Genomic DNA, 17707 nt, shown 5'->3' with positions numbered 1-17707 from the left:
CCGCCGAGGGGCCACCGGCCCCCCGGCCTCACCATCCCGGGTTACGAGACGGCGAAGCGCAGCACCTTGATGGCGGCAAAATCGCTGACATCGCCGCCCACCCGCTTGGTGGCATAGAACAGCACGTTCGGCTTGGCGCTGAACGGATCGCGCAGCACCCGCAGATCGGGGCGTTCGGCCACGGTGTAACCGGCCGCGAAATCGCCAAAGGCAATCGCATCCGCGCCGCTGGCGATGTCCGGCATGTCCTCGGCAATCAGCACCGGGTAGCCCAGGAGCCGCGCCGGCTCGCCCGCCGCCAGCCCGTCGGACCACAGGAAGCGGCCGTCACCGTCCTTGAGCTTGCGCACCTCTCCGGCGGTCTTCGAGTTCATCACGAAGGTGCCATTGGCGCGATATTCGGCCCCCAGCGCATAGACCAGGTCGATGATCGCATCGCCGTTGCCCAGCGCACCATCAGAGCCGGTCGGCACATAGCCGATATTGCCCCAGTCCCAGATCTCGTTGTCGACCACCGGGTGGGTCAGAAAGCCGGTGGGCTTGTCGATACCGTCACCGGTGACAAAGGCCGCGGCCTCGGCGCGGGCAAACTTCTCGGCAATCCGCCCGGCCAGCCAGCTCTCGATGTCAAAGGCCGCATCGTCAAGCAGACGCTGAGACGCCTTGGGCAGCGCCGACAATTCGTGCAGCGGGATGGTGATCCGGTCGATGGTCGGCGTGCCGGTCTCGGCGGTTGCCGCGGTCTCGCTGGCCCAACCGGCGCCCAGGTCGGTGGTATCGACCAGCACGTCGTAGGAGGTCGCCTCGACATTCACCACCGTCGCCACGGCGCGGATCGAGGCGCCGGAATGCAGCACCGCCCGGATGGTCTCCGACATCTGCGGATCGACCAGGTAGCCGCCGTCGGAATTCACCGCGGTCGACAGGCTCTTGTGGTCAAGCTCCAGCCCGCGCAGCCCGTCGTCATCGCCAGACCGCAGATAGGCATCAAAGGCCTTCTGATGCGGCGCGTCGTAATCGGTGGCAGCAAGCGCCGGGCGGGCCGCGGCAAGGGTCTTGCGTTCAAACATGGTCATTTTCTCTTCCTGCTTCTGAACTCGGGTTTCGATCTCGGCCCGAAAGGCCTTCAACTCGGAGACAAATCCGCCCACCGCGGTCTTCATCTCCTCAGCCGGGGACAAAGGATCCCCGCCCGCTGCCGTCGCATCGGTCATTTCCATCCGCTTCTCCTGATGTCCCGCGCTAGGGTTTGCGCGCGATCTCCTGACGCGCCGCCTCAAAGACCGCCGCCATCTCCCGCAGGGGGGCCTCAGGGCTCTCGCCCTTGGCCGCCACCCGCGCACTGGGCAGCATCGGAAAGGTCACCAGCGACACCTCCCAAAGCTCCAGCTCCTGCAAGAGCCTCCGGCCCTTTTCCGATTTCACCGCCCGCCTGGTGCGATAGCCGATCGACAGCCCGTCGATCGCCCCCGCCGCCAAGAGCGCCGCCGCCTCGCGCCCCTTCTCGACTGCCTCGAGAATGCGCCCCTTGACGTAAAGCCCGCGACCATCCTCGCGCACCTCGTCCCAGACCCCGATCGGCTGCGCCGGATCATGCTGCCAGAGCATCCGCACCTGACGCTTTTCCGCAGCCAGCCGCTTGAGAGAGGCCCCGTAGGCCCCCTCGGCCACCACGTCACCGCCCTGGTCGCAGGCCCCGAAAAGGCTCGCATAGCCTTCGATCACCTGCCCGTCGGTCACGCTCAAACCGCTGTCAAACTGCGCAAATTTCGTCTCAAGTTCCATATCCATCTCCCGTAGGGTGGGTTTGCAACCCACCGCGCCCGCCCCTCACTGCACCACCAACAGGCTCTGAAACGCCTGCCCCACGATCGCCGCCGCCACGCCATAGACCGCCAGCCACAACCGCCGCTCCAACCGCTCGAGCAGCGCCTCCATCCGATCCAGCCGCTTGGCCATCGCGGCGAACTGCAACTCCGCCACCCGCTCATGCGCCTCGAGGCGCAGCGCCGGCGCGCAATCGAAGGCCTCGAAGCCCACCCGCTCACCCATCGTCACACTCCGCCGGCAGGCCCAGCAGCCGCCGCTTCTCCGCCGTGCTGAGGAAATCCGCGCCGCTCACCCGTGCCCATTGCGCCTCGCGTTCGGCCGAGAGCGCCGGCACCTGGTCGAGATCGGGCTTCAGCTCCACCGCCTCGCCGCCGAACTGCGCCAGCCAGGCCGACAAGGCCGCGGTCACCCGCGCCGCCAGCGGCAGCACCGTCAGCCGATAGAACGCCCGATGCGCCTCCTGGTAATTCGCATAGGTCGCATCGCCGGGGATCCCCAGCAGCATCGGCGGCACCCCGTAGGCCAGGGCGATCTCCCGCGCCGCCGCGTCCTTGGTCTTGTGAAACTCCATGTCCGAGGGCGAAAACCCCATCGGCTTCCAGTCGAGCCCACCTTCCAGCAGCATCGGCCGGCCGGCATTGCGCGCGCCCTGGTGGTTGCTCTCGATCTCATGGCTCAACCGCTCGAACTGCTCCTGGCTCATCGCCCCCTGGCCATCCGCCCCGCGATAGACGATCGCCCCCGAAGGCCGCGCCGCATTGTCGAGCAGCGCCTTCGACCAGCGCGAGGCCGAGTTGTGCACATCCAGCGCCATCGCCGCCGCCTGCATCGGCGCCATGCCGTAGTGGTCGTCCTGCGGATGAAAGCTCTTGATGTGGCAGATCGGCGAAACCGGCCCGGTGACGTCAAACCGATGCGTGCGCCCGCCCACCGCGTATTCATAGGCCACCGGCCAGCCATCCCGCCCCGGCACCAGCGACATCCGGTCCGAGCGCAGCACATGCAGTTCCAGCGGCAGGCCCGCCTCGCCCGCCACCGCCTCGACATAGCCATTCCCCGACAGCAGCAAATGTCCGTACAGAGCCTCGAGCAGTTCCGCCCGCCCCTGCGCCGCGTTCGGCTGCCGCAGCAAGGCCAGCAGCGGATGCACCTCATAGCGCCGCTCGGCGTCCTGCAGCACCAAGGGCAGCGCCGCGGCCGCCTCGGCGATCAGCTTCACCGCGCGAAAGCCGACCGGGTTGCCGGCAAAGCCCGCCCGGGTCAGCGAGACCGCATCGCGCGGGCTCCAGGCCACGCGCCCCGCGCCCTGCCAGGCCACAACCCGCCCCGTGGCGCTGGCCTTGGTCTCGCCCGCGCTCTCCGCCTTGTCGTCCCGCCGCAGAAATTCAAACATCGCGTCCCGTGCTCCTTGATCGCCCGATTTGGGCACAGCTCTCCCGCGGCCGGGCCGTTGCCAGCCCGCCCAGGTCATCCTTGTCGTCCTTGGACACCAGCGCAGAGGCGCCGCTTCATCTTGCCCCTTAAACTCCCGCCGGAGGCATCCCCGGCCTCACAAGACCCACTATGCTACGAAATGGTTAACCCCGCCCCATCACAGCGTACGCACCTGAGGCCGCTGCTTTTCCTGCGCAGAAACAACCAGTTCCGTCAGCGCCCAGACAAGCGCATCGACCCGGTCCGGGCTGCCCTTGCCCTCGAAGCCGCGCAACGCCATCAGGCACATCTGTTCCTCCAGCGCGCGCAGCCCCTCGCCGTGAAACACCCGGCCCTGCTCGTAGAGCGCCGCCACCGGCTCCGCCCGCGCCACCTTGCCGCGGCTGGCATGCACCGCGGTATAGGCCACCGCCCCATCCGCCTGACGGATCACGCTTTCCACCAGATCGCCGCCCTGATTGACCTCCGCCACGATCCGATCCGCCCGATGCTCGTGATAGGCGCGCACCGCACGCTCGGCCCAGGTCGCAGGGCTTGCCGCCGCGACGCTGGCATCCTCGAGCACATGCACCTCCCAGTCCTGCACCCGGCCCGCCATCCTGACCCCGGCGACGATAATGCCGCAAGCGTCAGAGCCCGCATGGCCGCTCACCGGCGGATCGACCGCCACCACGATCCGGTCAAGCTCGGGCACCTCCCGCCCGCGACAGCCGTCCAGCAACTCGTGCGTCCAGAGCGCGCCCTCGACGTCACTCAACATCTCGCCGTCCAGCTCCTGCCGCCCCAGCCGCGAATTGCGATAGCGCGCCCGCACCTCGCGCAGGAAACTGTCGGCCAGATGCGCCCGGTTGGCCTCGGTCGGCGCGCGGGTCACCACTGTCGAGGGCGCCTCCAGCAACCGCTTCAACGCCTCGGCATTGCGCGGCGTGGTGGTGACACAGACCCGCGGGTCCTCGCCCAGCCGCAAGGCAAACTGCAGCATGTCCCAGGTTTCCTCGCCATTCGGCCACTTCGCCAGCTCGTCGACCCAGGCAGCATCGAACTGCGGGCCACGCAGCGCCTCCGGGTCATTGGCCGAAAACGCCTTGGCCTCGGCACCGTTGGGCCAGACCAGCCGTCGCCTGCTGGCCTCCCATTTCGGCATCCGGTCCGGCGGCGACGAAGCCAGTATACCGCTGTCGCCAAAGACCATCACGTCGCGCACCTGGTCATAGGTCTCGCCCACCAGCGCCACCCGCGCGGCCCGGCCCGCATCCCTTGGCCGCGCGCCCTCCACCATGCCGCGCACCCACTCGGCGCCGGCGCGGGTCTTGCCGGCGCCACGTCCGCCCAGCACCACCCAGGCCCGCCAGTCGCCCTCGGGGGGCGACTGGTGCGGATGCGCCCAGAACTCGAACAGGTAAGGGAGAGCCAGAAGCTCTCCCTCGCCGAGACTATTCAGGAAGTCGTCCTGCACCGCAGCACTTGCGCAGCTTAGCAAGACGGCACCCGATCTCAGATCGGGCCTTGTCGAGGTCGATCCCGTATGCGCCTTCAATGGCCGCTTCCCTTCGTGCATATTCAGCAAGTTGCGCCTCCGTTTCCATCGCCAGCTTCATCCAGCCGCGGATTTCCGCGAGCGTCTTGCTGACATCCTTGAGTGCCGTGACCTCCCCGCTGCGGACCTGTTGCTTCAGGTCTCTCAGCGCCGCCTCGAACTCCTCGAGGCTTTCCCGAACCACCAACAGCTTGCCTTCAAGCCGGTCCACATCCTGTTTCGGGGTGATGAGTGTCATTGCTTCACCTTCCATGCTGGGATTGCCCCCGCACGAGCGACACGAAAAAGCGGCCGCCCGGGTTTCCCCGGGGGCCGCTTGCCCATGTCTTCCAGCATGTCACAACTTATAGGAGAGATCGGTCGCCGGGTCAAGGAAAAGAGGGTTAACCCTTTGTTACCTCACCGTTTCCTCGGGGCGAGGAGGCCCCGCGAGGGGCCGAGGAGCGCGTCAATTCCCGCTGCGCTCGGCCTCGATCTGGCGCCATTGGGCGACGTTGCGATTGTGCTCGGCCAGGGTCTCGGCAAAGGCATGGCCGCCAGTGCCGTCCGCCACGAAGAACAGGAAGTCGGTGTCCTCCGGATCGACCGCCGCCTGGATCGCCGCGGCACCCGGGTTGGCAATCGGTCCCGGCGGCAAGCCATTGATGACATAGGTGTTATACGGCGTCTCCCGGCGCAGTTCGCTCTGCCGCAACCCGCGGCCCAACACGCCCTTGCCCTCGGTGATGCCATAGATCACCGTCGGGTCGGTCTGCAGCCGCATGCCTTCGTTCAGACGGTTGACGAAAACGCTCGCCACCATCCGACGCTCGCCGGCAATGCCGGTTTCCTTCTCGATGATCGAGGCCAGCGTCAGCATCTCTTCCGGCGAGCCCAGCGGCAGCCCGTCGACCCGGTTGGCCCAGGCCTCGGCCACGATCGCCGTCTGTCGCCGCTGCATCTCTTCAAGGATCGAGGCCCGGGTCTGACCAACCCGCAGCTCATAGCTGTCCGGCGCCAGAGAGCCCTCCGGCGGCAGCTCCGCCACCGCGCCCTCCAGCACGTCGAGCGCCTTCATCTCCTCGACCACCTGCCAGCTGGTCACGCCCTCGGCGAGCGCGATCCGGTACCGGGTATCATTGGCCGCGCGCACCCGAGCGTAATCCTCGGGGATCTCTTCCTCGCCGGGCACGAATTTCGCCAGTTCGACAAAGCGCTGTGTCTCGGGGTCAAGCTCGCGCACCTCGGCGGTCACCCGGTTGACACCGATGCGGTACACCACCTCGGTGCCGCAGGTGCTGGCGCCGCCGCGGGTCACCGTATCGATAATCTCGGCCATGCTCGCGCCCTCGGTCACGAGAAACGAGCCCGCCTTCAGATCACCGGTCTTGTCGGCATAATCGGCGCCAACCCGGAACAGGAACCCGCTTGAAATCGCGCCCTGCTCGGCCAGCTGCCGCGACACCCGCGAAAAGCTCGACCCGCGCGCCACTTCCAGACAGATCGGCGTTTCGAGCGGCCCCTCGGCCGTGTATTCCCCCTGCGCCCAAAGCAAGGCGCCGCCAGCAAGAAAGATGGCGACGACAAAGAAGCTCAGGGCATTGGAGGCGATGCTGCGCCACATGAATTTCAGACCTTCTTGAAGATGACCGAAGCGTTGGTGCCGCCAAAGCCAAAGGAGTTCGACAGCGCGTAATTGATCTCGCGCTCGCGTTTCTGATTGGCGGCCAGGTCGACCTTGGTCTCCACCGCCGGGTAGTCGAGGTTGATGGTCGGCGGCGCCACCTGGTCACGGATTGCCAGGATCGAGAAGATCGCCTCGATCGCGCCGGCCGCGCCCAAGAGATGCCCGGTGGCCGATTTGGTCGAGGACATGGTCACCTTGGTGGCCGCCTCGCCCATCAGCCGCTCGACCGCGCCCAACTCGATCACATCGGCCATGGTCGATGTGCCGTGGGCGTTGATGTAATCGATCATCGACGGGCCGACACCGGCCTTCTTCAGCGCCATCTTCATGCAACGCTCGGCACCCTCGCCATCCTCGGACGGCGCGGTGATGTGATAGGCGTCACCCGACATGCCGTAGCCCACGACCTCGGCATAGATTTTGGCGCCGCGCGCCTTGGCGTGCTCGTATTCTTCAAGCACGACAACCCCGGCGCCCTCGCCCATGACAAAGCCGTCACGATCGGCGTCATAGGGCCGGCTGGCCTTGGTCGGCTTGTCGCCGCGCTTGGTGCTGAGCGCCTTGCAGGCGTTGAACCCGGCAATGCCGATCTCGGAAATCGCGGCCTCTGCGCCGCCGGCAATCATCACCTCGGCATCGCCGTCCTTGATGATCCGCGCCGCATCGCCAATCGCATGGGCGCCGGTCGAACAGGCGGTTACCACCGAATGGTTCGGCCCCTTGAAGCCATAGCGGATCGACACCTGACCCGAGATCAGGTTGATCAGCGCGCCGGGAATAAAGAACGGCGAGACCCGGCGCGGCCCGCGCTCCTTGATCAGGATGGCGGTCTCGGCAATCGAGTTCAGCCCGCCGATGCCCGAGCCGATAAGCACGCCGGTGGCCTCAAGGCTTTCCTTGTCCTCGGGCTTCCAGCCGGCGTCGCTCACCGCCTGCTCGGCGGCGGCAATACCGTAAAGGATGAAATCATCGACCTTGCGGCGCTCTTTCGGCGCCATCCAGTCATCGGCGTTGAAGGTGCCGTCGGTGCCGTCGCCATGCGGCACTTCGCAGGCATAGGTGGTGGCCAGATGGCTGGCATCGAACCGGGTGATGGTGCCCGCGCCCGATTTGCCTTCCAGAATCGCCTTCCAGCTTTCCTCGACGCCGCAAGCCAGCGGTGTCACCAGACCAAGCCCTGTCACAACTACTCTGCGCATGGTGTTGCCCCTTTGAAACAAGTTGCACGCTCATACCCCGACAGGGGGAAGAGGGGCAAGGGAAAGCGATCTCCGATGGGCAAGCCCCCGCGTATCGAAATCCTGCCCCAAGGCCCGCCAGTCGGTCACGTGAAAAGCATCGTCACACCCGGCCCCGAGGCCCGGCCCGAAACAGGAAAACGGCGCACCCTTTCAGGCACGCCGTTTTCGAACAATCCCGACGGATCAAAGCGGTCTTACGCTTCTTTCGCGTCGTTGATGAATTTGACTGCGTCGCCGAAGGTCTGGATGTTCTCGGCGGCGTCGTCGGGGATCTCGATGCCGAATTCTTCTTCGAACGCCATCACCAGTTCCACGGTGTCGAGGCTGTCGGCGCCGAGGTCGTCGATGAACGACGCGCCTTCCACGACCTTGCTCTCTTCGACACCGAGGTGTTCCACAACGATTTTCTTAACGCGATCTGCGACGTCGCTCATATCTTTAATCCTCATCGTCTTGGGCCTTTGGCCCTGTTTTGCCCGTGCCCCGAGGGGTTCGAACTTTACTTGCCCCTCCCGAGGCGGCGGTAGGCCTTTGGCCTGTTCCCCGCATAAGCAGGTCGATCCAGGCCAGCACGAGCCCCCCCGGATTTCCACGCGCCTATAGCATAAGAGCAGCGATTGGCAAACGCTTTCCGGGAGAACCGGTCATGGCGTCAGATCATGGCCATTCCGCCGTTCACATGCAGCGTCGCGCCGGTCACATAGCCGGCTTCCGGGCTCGACAGATAGAGCACGGCGGCGGCGATTTCCTCGGGCGTGCCCATGCGCGCGGTGGGGATCTGCACGTTGATCTTGTCCTTCTGGTCGTCGGTCAGCTTGTCGGTCATCGCGGTGGCGATGAACCCCGGCGCGATCGCGTTCACCGTGATGCCGCGGCTCGCGACCTCATAAGCCAGAGATTTGCCCATGCCGATCATCCCGGCTTTCGAGGCGGCATAATTGGCCTGCCCCGGGTTGCCGGTGGCGCCGACAATTGACGAGATATTCACGATCCGCCCCCAGCGCGACTTCATCATGCCGCGCATCACGCCCTTGCAGAGCTTCATCGAGGCGGTGAGATTGACCGAGAGCACGCTCTCCCATTCGTCATCCGACATCCGCATGAACAGGTTGTCGCGGGTGATGCCGGCGTTGTTCACCAGAATGTCGACCGCGCCCATCGCCTCGGCGGCCTGTTTCGGCAGCGCCTCGACAGAGGCCATCTCGCTGAGGTTGCAGGGCAGCACATGCGCGCGGTCGCCCAGTTCCGCCGCAAGCTCCTGCAGCGGCGCCTCGCGCGTGCCGCTCAGTCCGACGGTGGCGCCGGCGCCGTGCAGCGCCTTGGCGATCGCCCCGCCGATGCCGCCGGAGGCCCCCGTAATCAGCGCCGATTTTCCGGTCAGATCAAACATCCGCTCTTCCTCTTTATCTCTGTCTTGCGTGCCGACCCTCAGGCCAGCGCATCCTTCGCCGCCGCCACGTCTTCGGGCGTGCCGACGTTGCGGGTGGCAATGTCGCGGTCGATCCGCCGCACCATGCCGATCAGCGCCTTGCCGGCCCCGACCTCCCAGATCTCGGTAACCCCGTTGCGGGCCATCCACTGCACGCTCTCGCGCCAGCGCACCGCGCCAGTGATCTGGTTTACCAGCAGCGACCGGATCGTCGCCGGATCGGTGACCGCTTCGGCCACCACATTGGCCACCAGCGGCACCCTGGGCTGACCGATCACCACGTCATCAAGCGCATCGGCCATCACATGCGACGCCGGCTCCATCAGCGCGCAATGAAACGGAGCGCTCACCGGCAGCAGCACCGCGCGTCGCGCGCCCGCGGCCTTGGCCAGCTCGACCGCGCGTTCCACCGCCGCCTTGTGCCCCGAGACCACCACCTGACCGGGGTCGTTGTCATTCGCCGCCGCGCAGACCTCGCCCTGGGCGGCCTCGGCCGCCACCTTGCGCGCGCCCTCGAGGTCGAGCCCGAGCAGCGCCGCCATCGCGCCCTCGCCCACCGGCACCGCCGCCTGCATCGCCTTCCCCCGCGTGCGCAGCAACCGCGCACAATCGGCCACGCTCAGCGCGCCGGCCGCTGCCAGAGCGGAATATTCGCCCAGCGAATGCCCGGCCACGTACTCCGCCGAGGTCACCTCGATGCCCTCGGCCTCCAGCGCCCGCATCGCCGCCAGCGAGGTCGCCATCAGCGCCGGCTGGGCGTTCTGCGTCAGGGTCAGTTCAGCCGCGTCGCCTTCCCAGATCAGGTGAGAGAGCTTTTCACCAAGTGCCTCGTCAACCTCGTCATAGACGGCGCGTGCCGCCGGATAGGCATCGGCCAAGGCCTTGCCCATGCCGATCGACTGTGCCCCCTGTCCCGGAAATACAAATGCGCGGCCCATACCATCCCTCTGTTGCAGCGTCGTTTTATCATGGATACGCGCCACGAAACCCGACTGCAATGTCTATGCCACGCCGCAGTGCGGAGATTTCAAAAAGAAAAACCGGCTGCGCCGATCAGGCGGACAGCCGGTCAGTTTGGTCCGGGTGATGAGCCCGTATTGACGTGTCAGCCCTCGGAGGGCTTCGGTGTGCGGGCGCAATACAGCAGGTATCCGCCGGTCACCGCAGAGAAGAAAGACGCGCAGAGCTTCATCATCATGAGCTCCGGTAGCGTGGTCGCGCCGGGAGAAATCCACATGCCAAGGCTGAACGCCAGAAGCGACAGTCCCACCACCCTCGTAAACCAGCGTGCAATCGTGGCCGGTGACGGTGCAACCCGTTGGGTGTGGTCGACTGTCATGAAGTGGTTGGCGGTGGTCATCGGGCTTCTCCTTGTGGCCTTGGTGTTAAGACGAGGTTCGTCGCGAATTGGGGCGGGAATGCGGCGCAATCGGGAAAAGAAGACGACGAGACAAAACAACCTTAGATAGTCATGCCGCAGGGCAGCGTTCGCCGGCCCCGGCCGTGGCACCTTGGGCCCTTGCCATCCCGGCCTGAGCCTGTATACGAGGCTATCCTTTCGCAAGACGTATGAACCGCGCAGTCTCTCGTGGGTCGGGGGCGAAAGGACTTGGCCCCGCCCTTTGAAATGCGCCTTGATATAAATGGAGTGCACATGCCCCTTTACGAGCATGTCTTTATCTCGCGCCAGGATCTCTCCGGCGCGCAGGCCGAAAGCCTCGTCGAGCATTTCGGCACCGTCCTGACCGACAATGGCGGCAAGGTCGTCGACACCGAGTACTGGGGTGTCAAGACCATGGCCTACAAGATCAACAAGAACCGCAAGGGCCACTATGCCTACATGCGCTCCGACGCCCCGTCGGACGCCGTGCAGGAAATGGAACGCCTGATGCGCCTGCATGACGACGTGATGCGCGTGCTGACCATCAAGGTCGACGAGCACGCCGAAGGCCCGTCGGTCCAGATGCAGAAACGTGACGAGCGCGAAGACCGCCGTCGTGAACGCCGCTAAGTCGAAGGAGAGCTAACCCATGGCCGCAAAACCGTTTTTCCGCCGCCGCAAGGTCTGCCCCTTCTCGGGCGACAATGCACCCAAGATCGACTACAAGGACACCCGTCTTCTGCAGCGCTACATTTCCGAGCGTGGCAAGATCGTGCCGTCCCGGATCACCGCCGTCTCGGCCAAGAAGCAACGTGAACTGGCCCGCGCTATCAAACGCGCCCGCTTCCTCGCGCTTCTGCCCTACGCCGTGAAGTAAGGAGTAAAGCACATGCAAGTCATCCTTCTCGAACGCGTGGCCAAGCTCGGCCAGATGGGCGATGTCGTCGACGTCAAGCCCGGCTTCGCCCGCAACTACCTGCTGCTGCAGGGCAAGGCGCTGACCGCGTCGAAGGCCAATATCGAGTCCTTCGAAGCCCAGAAAGCCCAGCTCGAAGCGCGCAACCTCGAAACCAAGAAAGAAGCCGAGGACATGGCGTCCCGTCTCGACGGCCAGCAGTTCGTCGTGATTCGCCAAGCCTCCGACGGCGGCTCGCTCTATGGCTCCGTCACCACACGTGACGCGTCCAACGTGGCCACCGAGGAAGGCTTCTCGATCGACCGCAAGCAGGTTCTGATCCGTCAGCCGATCAAGGAACTGGGTCTGCACGAAGTCGAGGTGCACCTGCACCCCGAGGTGATGGCCGTCATCAACCTCAACGTTGCACGTTCGCCCGAAGAGGCCGAACTGCAGGCCTCGGGCAAATCGATCCAGGAACTGGCCGCGGAAGAAGAAGCCGCTGCCGAATTCGAGATCGCCGAACTGTTCGACGATATCGGCTCCGCCGCCGATGACGACGACGACGACAACCGCTCCGACGTGGTGGACACGCCGGAAGATGCGGCCGACGAAGACCGCTAAGCGCCAGTCGCTCGACATTGCAAAGGCCGCGCTCTCCCGGGCGCGGCCTTTTTTCGTGGCGGCCCGGCGCCTGCCTTGGCACCCGCCCCCGTCTTGCGCTAGCCTGCGTCCATGCAGCCCGCCACGATAGACGCCTACCACAGCGCGCAATCCGAACCAGACCGGCAGATCTGCGACCTGCTCCGCGCCGCACTCGACCGCGGCCTGCCAAAGGCCGAGAGCCGCATCTGGCACGCCCACCCGGTCTGGTTTCTCGAGGGCAACCCGATTGCCGGCTACAGCAAGCTCAAGTCCTGCGTCCGCCTGATGTTCTGGAGCGGGCAAACCTTCGAAACCCCCGGCCTGACGCCCAGCGGTTCCTTCAAGGCCGCCGAGGTCCGCTACACCGAACCCGCGCAGGTCGACCCCGGGGCGCTGGCGCAATGGCTCTCCGAGGCCCGCGATATCCAGTGGGATTACAAAAACATCGTAAAGCGCAAGGGCCGGCTCGAACGGCTGAAATGACCGCCGCAAATGCAAAAGGCCGCCCCGAAGGACGGCCTCTGACATTTCCCTGAGGAAAGAACTTACTCTTCGTCGAGCTCTTCGACAGCCTTCTGCAGCTCTTCCTTCGAGACCTCTTTCTCGGTCACGTCGGCCAGCTCCAGGATGTAATCGACGACCTTGTCTTCAAAGATCGGCGCGCGCATCTGCTGCTGCATCTGCTGGTTCTGCTGCACGAATTCAAAGAACTGGCGTTCCTGGCCCGGGTACTGCCGCGCCTGGTTCATGATCGCCTGGGTCATCTCGGCGTCGGACACCTGCACTTCGGCCTTCTGGCCCAGCTCGGCCAGCAGCAGCCCAAGACGCACGCGGCGCTCGGCCAGCTTGTTGTGCTCTTCGGTGGTCTCGATCTCGGGGTGATCGTGGCCCTGCACCTCGGGGTTTTCCTCGTGCCACAACTGGTGCGCAATCTGCTTGGCCTCGGCTTCGACCAGGGTCGGCGGCAGCTCGAACTTCACCTTCTCGTCCAGCGCATCCAGCAGCGCCCGCTTGGTCACCTGGCGCGCGGCACCGTTGTACTCGGCTTCCAGCCGCTCGCGGATCTGCTCTTTCAGGGCATCGAGCGACTCGGCACCGAATTTCTTGGCCAGCTCGTCATCGAGCTCGGCCGCGACCGGCGCCTTGACCTCCTTGATGGTGCAGGAGAAAACCGCTTCCTTGCCGGCCAGATGCTCGGCCTGGTAGTCCTCGGGGAAAGAGACGGTCACGTCCTTCTCTTCACCGGCCTTCACGCCGACCAGCTGCTCTTCAAAGCCCGGGATGAACGAGCCGGAGCCCAGCACCAGCGGGTAATCCTCGGCCGAGCCGCCCTCGAAGGCCTCGCCGTCGACCTTGCCGACGAAATCGAACACAACCTGGTCGCCATCCTCGGCCGCGGCACCTTCGTCGCGCGCCTGGAAGTCCTGCGCGGTCTCGGCGAGGTTCTTCAGGGCTTCGTCGACCTCGTCGTCACCGGCCTTGGCGACCATCTTCTCGAGCGAGATGGACTTGAGGTCGACCTCGGGGATTTCGGGCAGCTTTTCATAGGACATCTCGACATTGACGTCGTCGCCCTCTTTCCAGTCCTCGTTGGTCATCTTGACCTCGGGCTGAAGCGCCGGCTTGTCGCCGCTGTCCTCGAAGTGCTTGTTCATCGCACCGTCGATGGTTTCCTGCATCGCTTCGCCCAGAAGGCGCTGACCGAACTGCTTTTTCAGCAGCGGCATCGGCACCTTGCCCTTGCGAAAGCCCTTCATCTCGATCTCGGGCTGCGCCTCGGCAAGCTTTTCGTTGACCTTCTCGTCCAGTTCGGCGGCGCTGACGGTGATCGCGTATTCGCGCTTCAGACCTTCGTTCAGAGTCTCGGTGACCTGCATCCCATTCCCCATAAGTTCAAGGGCGAGTCCCAGCCCGCCTAGTTCAAATCTGGGGTCTTCTATGCGCCCCCGCCCAAGCGTGCAAGGCGGATCTGCACCTCTCGCGCCTTACCTGGCCGAGTTTCGCGCGGCCATGGCCGCAAGCGTCGCTCCGACCGCGAGAATGCACAGCGCGCCCTTGGTCAGAGGCTCCATCGTGCCTTCGATCAGCGCCGCATGCACCGCCGTGCCCGCGGTGATCACCAGCGCCAGGCCGCGATGCACCACCCGCCAGACCGCCAGCCGCAGCCGATGACGCCACAGCGCCAGCGCGGCGCTGGCAAACACCGCCCACATCGCCATCACGCCCCAGATCGAGAATGGCGTCGGCGAGCGCAGCAGCAGCACGTCGATCACATCCGGCGGGCTGGTGATCCAGAGCCCCGCCACATGCGCCACCACCGCCAGCACCAGCGCTCCGCCCGCCAGCCGGTGCCAGCGCCGCCCGCGCAGGATCGATATCCCCGGCAGGGCCCCCACTGCCAATAGCGGCTGCAGCGCCAGCAGCATCAGCCCCAGCACCCCGGCCAGCCCGGCCGCGATATAGACCGGCTGGCGATAGGCCAGCAGCGGGCTGCCCACCGCCGCGATCAAGGGAAGAAAGAGGACGAGGCCCAGCCCCGCCGAGATCAGCACCGTCCAGATCCGCCCAGCCCGCATCGGCGCTCAGGCCGGCTTCAGCACGAAATGCGCCTCCAGGCTGCTGTCGCTGGCACGCGCCATCACCGGGCGCAGAAAGACCGTTTCGTACTCGCCGCTGTCATAGGCCAGGTGGCCGTGCGGCTGACCAAAGGCCGGCACGATCTGCGGCATCTCCAGCCGAAAGCGGCCGTCCTCGTCGGTCAGGGTCGCACCGTGGCTGTGCGGGTCGCGCTCATGGCCTTCGGTGGTATGGGCCCAGACCTGGATGCGCTGCCCGGCCAGCGGCGCGCCATCGCCGGCCCGCCGCACCGTGCCCGACATCCAGAACCCGCCACCCCCGATCCGCTCGACCACGGGCGCACCGGGAAGGTAGTTGTTTGCCCCGCCCCGCATCGAGCGCGTCGGCGCCAGCGCCTGCGCCTGCAGGGGCGAGATCAGGCCGGTCGCCAGCATGGCACCGCTGGCGGCAATCAGGCTCCGACGTGTGATTGGATAAATGGGCATGGTCACTCTCCCGTGGGACAGGCCCGCACTGATCTGATGTGCCGGGGCCCTGTCAGGAACCGCGTCTGTCACTGCGCCTGACTCTAGCGTCTTTGCCGCGCAATCCAAGAACCCCGGCGGTCCCGAGCCGGCAAATCGCCCCACGATTGCGTGAGCGCCGCCTTACTCGAAGTACTCGGCGTGCTGGGTGTGGATCCGGGTGATCGTGTCATCCAACCGCCGCAAGTGGCGCCGCATCACCGTCCGCACCGCCGTGTCGTCACGGTCCGACAGCGCCTGCGCGATATCGCGGTGGTCGGTGATCACATCGGTCACCGCCCGCACCTGACCGAGGCTCAGCATGCAGAGCCGGTCGACCGTCTGCTTGCAACGCTCGATGGTGTCGAAGGCCAGCGGCAGACCGCCCAACTCGCAGATCAGCCGGTGGAAATCATAGTCCATCTCGTGGAACCGGTCGTTCTGGCCGGCATCGATCGCCGCCTGCTGTGCGTCGATGCTGGCTGCGAGCTGCTCGGCCCGGGTGTCATCCCAGACGGCACAGGCCTCCTTGATCACCTCAAGCTCGACCGCAAGCCGGATGAAGCGCGAATTCTGGATCTCCTCCAGCGAAAAGCCGCGCACCTCGGTGGCACGCTGCGGCCGGATCGTCAGCAGGCCCATATTGCCCAGCCGGTTGAAGGCGTCGCGCACCGGCTGGCGCGACACGCCCATGCGGCTGGCCACCTCGGCCTCCGACATCTTGGTGCCGGGCAAGAGCTTCAGGGTCGAGATCTGGTCGTACAGCGTGTTGAACACCATGTCGGTCGAGGTCCGCGCCATCGGAGTGTCCATAAGTTTCAACATGCCAAAGCTCCCCATCCGCCCATTTATCAATATCCGTTACAAACGCCTCTTTGCCAAGCCGCACGCGTTCTCAGGCAGATCCGACCACATCAACCGGCGATTTCCCGCCCATCTCTACGGATAAACTCTGGCCATCCGGTTAAATAGGGGATTGCGCGGAAGAATCAATCAAAACCGCAACCGCAACGCCAGGCTGCCGGACGAATCATCCGACTGTGCAGCGGTGGCGCGAGCCGTGCGCGCAACGGCAAAAAGGGGGCGCCGGGCCCCCTTCCGCCGGCCTGACGGCCGGTCGTGCCGGCCTGTCGGCGGCACCGCTGATATCAGCTTACCGTTCGAGCTTCATGAAGTAGTCGAAGATCTCCGGCACGTTGCCCTCACCCATGCCGGCGTCGACGGCGGCCTGAAGGTTGTGCGAGGTACCCTCGGCGATCTCGGCGCGGGTGCCCAGGTCCTCGGCCATCCGCAGGAAGTAGCCCAGGTCCTTGTTGGCATTGTTGATCGAGAAGCCCAGGTCGCTGACCCCGTCGACGGCGTAGTTCTTGCAGAACCCCATGAAGGGCGAGTTCGACGGACCGGTCGACATGATCTCGTAGAGCTGCTTGCGGTCAACGCCGGCGCGATCGGCCACGGCAAAGGCCTGGCTCATGGTGCAGACGGTGGTCATGCCCATGAAATTGTTGATCAGCTTGGTCGTGTGACCGGCGCCGAGCGCGCCAAGGTAGAAGACATTCTCGCCCTGCTCGTCGAGCACCGGCTTGACCTTGTCGAAGGTCTCCTTGTCGCCGGCGGCCATGATGTTGAGCAAGCCGTCGGTGGCATGCGCCGGGGTGCGGCCCAGCGGCGCGTCGATCATGCCGGCGCCCTTTTCGGCCAGGTCGGCGCCGATCTTGCGGGTCGAGGCGGGAATGGAGGTGCCGAAATCGATCAGCACCTTGCCTTCGCTGATGCCGGCCAGAATGCCGTCGTCGGCGTAGACGATGCTCTCGACCACTTCGGACTTGGTGAGGCAGAGCATCACGATATCGCTGGCCTCGGTCAGCTCCTTGGCCGACGCGGCCTCGCGCGCGTTGCCACGCTCGACGACGCGGCCGACGGCGTCCTTGTTGAGGTCCATCACGATCAGCTCGTAGCCCCGCTTCTGCAGGTTCTCCACCATGTTGCCGCCCATGAGGCCGAGACCGATGAAACCGATGACAGGTTTGGTCATGCCGTGTACTCCGTTTAGTTGTTCTTGAGGATTGTCTTTCACAGGAAGTCTTCCCGATGCGGGGTAAAGACATCCAGCAGCGTCCCGGCCTCGAGGCAGGTTGCGCCGTGTTCGATGTCGGGCTGCTTGTAAAGCGAGTCGCCCGCCGAGACGACATAGGTCTCGTCGCCGACGGTAAACTCGAATTTGCCCGAGACGACATAGGTGATCTGCTCGTGCCGGTGATGGTGACGCGCGGCCACGGTGCCTTTCTCGAAATGCACCTCGACAACCATGAGGTTGTCATTATGGGCGCCCACCCGGCGCGTCAGCCCGCCACCGGCGTCAAAAAGCGTGGTTTCGCTGCCGGGAAAGTAGTTCTTTATAGTCATATTGCGTCTCCGTGTCGTTGGTCTGCCCCGGGTGTTCCGGGGTGGCTGGCAGCGCTGCCCGCCTTATGTTTTCGCGAATTTCTTGAGGGTGATGTTGAAGGTGTTCTCGTCGGTGTCGGTGAAGTAGAGCTCGGCGTCGTAGCCCTGGTCGTCCATGAAGTTG

Annotated in this window: 22 protein-coding genes; 4 read left to right on the top strand and 18 right to left on the bottom strand. The window is 65.3% G+C overall.

The features are described 5' to 3' along the window. Window positions 1–41 precede the first annotated feature (41 nt). From VOI27_RS08505 to VOI27_RS08450, 12 genes are all read right to left on the bottom strand, one after another. Window positions 42–1220: a phage major capsid protein gene (locus VOI27_RS08505; RefSeq protein WP_323764897.1), complete on the bottom strand. Its 1179-nt coding sequence runs from the start codon at window positions 1218–1220 to the stop codon at window positions 42–44. Window positions 1221–1242: 22 nt separating this feature from the next. Continuing rightward, entirely contained in the window at window positions 1243–1785 is a 543-nt protein-coding gene (locus tag VOI27_RS08500) for an HK97 family phage prohead protease (RefSeq protein WP_323764896.1), read from the bottom strand. Window positions 1786–1830: 45 nt separating this feature from the next. Further along, window positions 1831–2052: a GTA head formation protein, RCAP_rcc01685 family gene (locus VOI27_RS08495; protein WP_323764895.1), complete on the bottom strand. Its 222-nt coding sequence runs from the start codon at window positions 2050–2052 to the stop codon at window positions 1831–1833. After that, a complete protein-coding gene (locus VOI27_RS08490) occupies window positions 2045–3223 on the bottom strand; it encodes a phage portal protein (protein ID WP_323764894.1) in 1179 nt (392 codons plus the stop codon). Before VOI27_RS08490 ends, VOI27_RS08495 begins: the two co-directional genes overlap by 8 nt. Before the next feature lie 198 nt (window positions 3224–3421). Beyond that, a complete protein-coding gene (locus tag VOI27_RS08485) occupies window positions 3422–4762 on the bottom strand; it encodes a DNA-packaging protein (RefSeq protein WP_416374662.1) in 1341 nt (446 codons plus the stop codon). Beyond that, entirely contained in the window at window positions 4698–5039 is a 342-nt protein-coding gene (locus VOI27_RS08480; protein WP_323764892.1) for a hypothetical protein, read from the bottom strand. Before VOI27_RS08480 ends, VOI27_RS08485 begins: the two co-directional genes overlap by 65 nt. A 210-nt stretch (window positions 5040–5249) precedes the next feature. Further along, complete coding sequence (gene mltG / locus VOI27_RS08475; protein ID WP_323764891.1) at window positions 5250–6404, bottom strand: endolytic transglycosylase MltG; 1155 nt, start codon at window positions 6402–6404, stop codon at window positions 5250–5252. A gap of 5 nt (window positions 6405–6409) precedes the next feature. Beyond that, window positions 6410–7666: a beta-ketoacyl-ACP synthase II gene (gene fabF / locus VOI27_RS08470; RefSeq protein WP_323764890.1), complete on the bottom strand. Its 1257-nt coding sequence runs from the start codon at window positions 7664–7666 to the stop codon at window positions 6410–6412. A 236-nt stretch (window positions 7667–7902) separates the two neighbouring features. Next, on the bottom strand, window positions 7903–8142 hold the full coding sequence (locus tag VOI27_RS08465) for an acyl carrier protein (RefSeq protein WP_323764889.1): 240 nt from the start codon (window positions 8140–8142) through the stop codon (window positions 7903–7905). Window positions 8143–8360: 218 nt separating this feature from the next. Continuing rightward, on the bottom strand, window positions 8361–9098 hold the full coding sequence (fabG, locus tag VOI27_RS08460) for a 3-oxoacyl-[acyl-carrier-protein] reductase (RefSeq protein WP_323764888.1): 738 nt from the start codon (window positions 9096–9098) through the stop codon (window positions 8361–8363). Window positions 9099–9136: 38 nt separating this feature from the next. Further along, complete coding sequence (gene fabD / locus VOI27_RS08455) at window positions 9137–10075, bottom strand: ACP S-malonyltransferase (RefSeq protein ID WP_323764887.1); 939 nt, start codon at window positions 10073–10075, stop codon at window positions 9137–9139. 167 nt (window positions 10076–10242) lie between these two features. Next, window positions 10243–10497 (bottom strand): hypothetical protein, encoded by a 255-nt coding sequence (locus VOI27_RS08450; protein ID WP_323764886.1) that lies wholly within the window; start codon window positions 10495–10497, stop codon window positions 10243–10245. Window positions 10498–10791: 294 nt separating this feature from the next. On the opposite strand from VOI27_RS08450, the gene rpsF reads away from it, so the two are divergent. From rpsF to VOI27_RS08430, 4 genes are all read left to right on the top strand, one after another. After that, window positions 10792–11148, top strand: a complete 357-nt coding sequence (gene rpsF / locus VOI27_RS08445) for a 30S ribosomal protein S6 (protein WP_323764885.1) — start codon at window positions 10792–10794, stop codon at window positions 11146–11148. Between the two features lie 19 nt (window positions 11149–11167). After that, window positions 11168–11395, top strand: a complete 228-nt coding sequence (gene rpsR, locus VOI27_RS08440) for a 30S ribosomal protein S18 (RefSeq protein WP_005982441.1) — start codon at window positions 11168–11170, stop codon at window positions 11393–11395. A gap of 12 nt (window positions 11396–11407) precedes the next feature. After that, complete coding sequence (gene rplI / locus VOI27_RS08435) at window positions 11408–12037, top strand: 50S ribosomal protein L9 (RefSeq protein WP_323764884.1); 630 nt, start codon at window positions 11408–11410, stop codon at window positions 12035–12037. Window positions 12038–12148: 111 nt separating this feature from the next. Then, the gene (locus VOI27_RS08430) at window positions 12149–12541 is read left to right on the top strand and encodes a DUF1801 domain-containing protein (RefSeq protein ID WP_323764883.1); all 393 of its coding nucleotides are present in this window, start codon (window positions 12149–12151) and stop codon (window positions 12539–12541) included. Between the two features lie 62 nt (window positions 12542–12603). Here VOI27_RS08430 and tig read toward each other — a convergent pair whose 3' ends face one another. The 6 genes from tig to VOI27_RS08400 form a co-directional block, all read right to left on the bottom strand. After that, window positions 12604–13935: a trigger factor gene (tig, locus tag VOI27_RS08425; protein WP_323764882.1), complete on the bottom strand. Its 1332-nt coding sequence runs from the start codon at window positions 13933–13935 to the stop codon at window positions 12604–12606. A gap of 108 nt (window positions 13936–14043) precedes the next feature. Continuing rightward, window positions 14044–14634 carry a ferric reductase-like transmembrane domain-containing protein gene (locus VOI27_RS08420; RefSeq protein WP_323764881.1) on the bottom strand — a complete coding sequence of 197 codons (591 nt, stop codon included), beginning with the start codon at window positions 14632–14634 and terminating at the stop codon, window positions 14044–14046. Window positions 14635–14640: 6 nt separating this feature from the next. Continuing rightward, on the bottom strand, window positions 14641–15120 hold the full coding sequence (locus VOI27_RS08415; protein ID WP_323764880.1) for a twin-arginine translocation pathway signal: 480 nt from the start codon (window positions 15118–15120) through the stop codon (window positions 14641–14643). A gap of 162 nt (window positions 15121–15282) precedes the next feature. After that, complete coding sequence (locus VOI27_RS08410; protein WP_323764879.1) at window positions 15283–15963, bottom strand: GntR family transcriptional regulator; 681 nt, start codon at window positions 15961–15963, stop codon at window positions 15283–15285. 328 nt (window positions 15964–16291) lie between these two features. Continuing rightward, window positions 16292–17173 (bottom strand): NAD(P)-dependent oxidoreductase, encoded by an 882-nt coding sequence (locus tag VOI27_RS08405; protein ID WP_323764878.1) that lies wholly within the window; start codon window positions 17171–17173, stop codon window positions 16292–16294. Window positions 17174–17211: 38 nt separating this feature from the next. Next, entirely contained in the window at window positions 17212–17544 is a 333-nt protein-coding gene (locus tag VOI27_RS08400; RefSeq protein WP_323764877.1) for a cupin domain-containing protein, read from the bottom strand. Window positions 17545–17707: the final 163 nt, after the last annotated feature.

Source organism: Marinovum sp., assembly GCF_034669705.1.
In the GTDB taxonomy this organism is placed as follows: domain Bacteria; phylum Pseudomonadota; class Alphaproteobacteria; order Rhodobacterales; family Rhodobacteraceae; genus Marinovum.
Note: the sequence above shows the minus strand (reverse complement) of the source record. Positions and strands in the feature narration are given on the sequence as shown.